Here is a 2,631-nt window from a genome sequence, read left to right as displayed (position 1 = left end):
AGCTGGCCACGCAGATGGTCGAGGGTGCTCTGATCGACTACTTCACCCGACTGCGGATCCACTTTGTTCTGGATGACGCCGCCCATAAATTCCGGTTTATTCATTACCATCGCATCAAGGAAGACCAAAATCTGGCGCAAATGATACTGGCAGCGCGCACCGCCGATGGCGCCCATTGAGCTGGTCTGAATCAGTACCGGTTTGCCGGACAGCGGCTGCTCGGGCAGGCGTGACAGCCAGTCGATAGCGTTTTTCAGGCCGCCAGGCAAGGAATAGTTATACTCGGGAGTGACGATCACCACGCCATCCGCTTCGCGGATCTGTTGCGCAATATCCTGCACGCGCTGTGGGAACCCCTCTTCCTCCTGCATATCAGCATCGTACAGCGGGATATCACCGATCGACGGCAGCGCGGAGATATCCATGCCCGCTGGCGCGATGCCGGGCAGGGTGCGCGCGACCATTCCATTAAACGACCCTTTGCGCAGGCTGCCGAGTAACGTAACCACTTTTAAGGTATCTGACATGATTGCTCCTTTGTATCATGATGCCGGCAAAACCGGTCAATTGAGGGATAAGGTTTTTTCCATCGGTAAGCTGGTAAAACGCATCAGACGGGCCGACGGTTCGCGTGCGCGCTGCTGAGCATCCGGCAGGCTGCGCCATTCGCCCCCCTTAGCATCATATTCCCAGACCTTCAGCGAGCCGATATTTGGGCTGGCGGCAATCGACCACACCAGCAGCGATTCGGCATCACAGACGGCTTCGATCGGCTGGCTACCGGCGGTGCGCAGGCGGCCAGAACCCGGCAGCAGCTGCGTTGATGCTTCGCCGGTCAGTTTCAACACGCTTCGCCGCAGGGCCACCAGCTGGCTACGCGCTTCATCCGGGTCATGCTGAATGTTAATCCACAGATTTTCATTGTTACTGAAATTGTGCCGGTCGGCGTCGTGACCACGCACCGTGCGCTGCAGTTCCATGTCGAGGCCACAATCCCCCTCGGTGGTCAGCGCGACGCCAACAATATTGCCAGTATAAGAGATAGAGAAGCGAGGAAGATGACGATCGCTAAAAACCGGTCGGCCATTGGCTTCATTGATGATTTCAGGCAGCTCGCTGATACCGTAAAGCATAAACAGCAGTTCGGCGAGTAGCGAACGCGAAGCGCGAAAGCGAGCCTGGCGGTATTCAGGGAGTAGGCGTGCGGATTGATGACAGGCCGCTGACAAACGTGTCGATAGCGGCTCCCCGGTACTAAGTATCCCTCTTGCAAAATGCGTTGCCATACGTCGCTCCGTGAGTAATGGTCTGGATAAAATTGCGGGCGCTATTATCGCCTGGTATTAACAGGTTTTAATGCCGAAATCCCCCCTTGAAAAGGGAATTTGTTTGAATTTTACAAATTCTTGCGCAAATAAGGGGCGATAGACACGAAACAAGGCTTACAGCGTACCGGAATAGAGTGCTTTCAGCGTATCTCTAAGCCAGACGAGCTTCGGGTTGTAGCTGTTGCGCTTATGCCATAGCAGGGTGAAGGGAACGCGCAGCTTTTCCAGATGCTGCGCCTCCAGCGGTAGCGGCCGGGAGACTAGCGGCAGCTGGTGCTGCTGATTATAGTGCTGGCAGTAGCGCGGCGCGGTAGCCAGCATGGTGTGTTGCGGTTGAGCGGCCATAAAAAGCGATTGTTCAAACCCTGGCACGGTCAGCGCCACGTTACGCTTATACCCCAGCTCCTGCAGCACATCGTCCAGCGCCCAGGTATCGCGTTGTTCCCAGCAGATAGTGATATGCGGATAGCGTAAGAATGCCGCCAGATCCCACTCCTCCCTGAGCGCTGGATGATCGGCGCGAAGCCAGACCTGCGGCAGGTCGGTGAACAGCACCTCAAAATCGATATACCACGGAAGCAGGCTCAGCAGCTCCCGCGACTGCGGATGGCTTTCGCGCCCGCAGAAGCCGATATCCACCTCGCCGCGAATGATGGCGTCCAGCGAGTCGTAGTCCCAGTTGCGCAAACGAATCAATGCCTGCGGATAGCGCTGATAGATGCGCTGGGAGAGGGTATTAAACAGGATCATCAGCAGCGGCGTTTCCGCCGCCAGCTCGAATTTGAGGCCGCTGGGCATGGTGTGGTGTGGTTTATCGAGGATCTGGTTACCCATCTGCATCCAGTCCGCCAGATCCTGCTCCATGCTGCTGACCAGCGGCGTAGGCGCCAGGCCCAGCGGGGTTTTCACAAACAACGGGTCGTCAAACCAGGTGCGCAGTTTGGCCAGCGACTTGCTCACCGCTGACGGCGAAACGTTCATCCGCTTCGCCGTACGGGTAACGCTGAGCTCCTGGGTCAGGAGCTGCAGGCAGAGGAGTAAATTAAGATCAAGACTCGACAGCGGCTTCTTCATCGTATTGCGCAACCCGCGGCGGGGTGACGACCAGTAATAAAACAAGGCTCACTATGCTACAGGCAATGAGTATCCCGATCAGCATATTCATTGCGCTGAGTCCGATGATGGCGGCGAGCCAAATCCACAGCGATGAACCGCACACCTGCGCGATGCCGAGGACCGAACTGGCGACGCCCGCGCGCAGCGTGAACGGCCCCAGCGCCTGGCTCATTGCGACGCCGAATCC

Annotated in this window: 3 protein-coding genes and 1 pseudogene; all 4 read right to left on the bottom strand. The window is 57.2% G+C overall.

Annotation, left to right across the window (positions count from 1 at the left end; all coding sequences use genetic code 11):
• On the bottom strand, positions 1 to 527 hold a 527-nt coding region (locus ACZAHD_RS23065; RefSeq protein WP_462458783.1), incomplete at its 3' end, for an NADPH-dependent FMN reductase.
• A gap of 36 nt (positions 528 to 563) precedes the next feature.
• The gene (locus ACZAHD_RS23060) at positions 564 to 1,133 is read right to left on the bottom strand and encodes a 4'-phosphopantetheinyl transferase family protein (protein ID WP_162493349.1); all 570 of its coding nucleotides are present in this window, start codon (positions 1,131 to 1,133) and stop codon (positions 564 to 566) included.
• Positions 1,134 to 1,442: 309 nt separating this feature from the next.
• Complete coding sequence (gene yidZ, locus ACZAHD_RS23055; protein WP_064324138.1) at positions 1,443 to 2,402, bottom strand: HTH-type transcriptional regulator YidZ; 960 nt, start codon at positions 2,400 to 2,402, stop codon at positions 1,443 to 1,445.
• A pseudogene (locus ACZAHD_RS23050) lies at positions 2,377 to 2,631 on the bottom strand (multidrug transporter subunit MdtL); the annotation flags it as partial. The pseudogene ACZAHD_RS23050 and the gene yidZ, both read right to left, overlap by 26 nt.

The organism is Raoultella sp., from assembly GCF_039594335.1.
Lineage (GTDB): Bacteria > Pseudomonadota > Gammaproteobacteria > Enterobacterales > Enterobacteriaceae > Klebsiella.
This window is presented reverse-complemented; position numbering and strand designations above follow the sequence as displayed.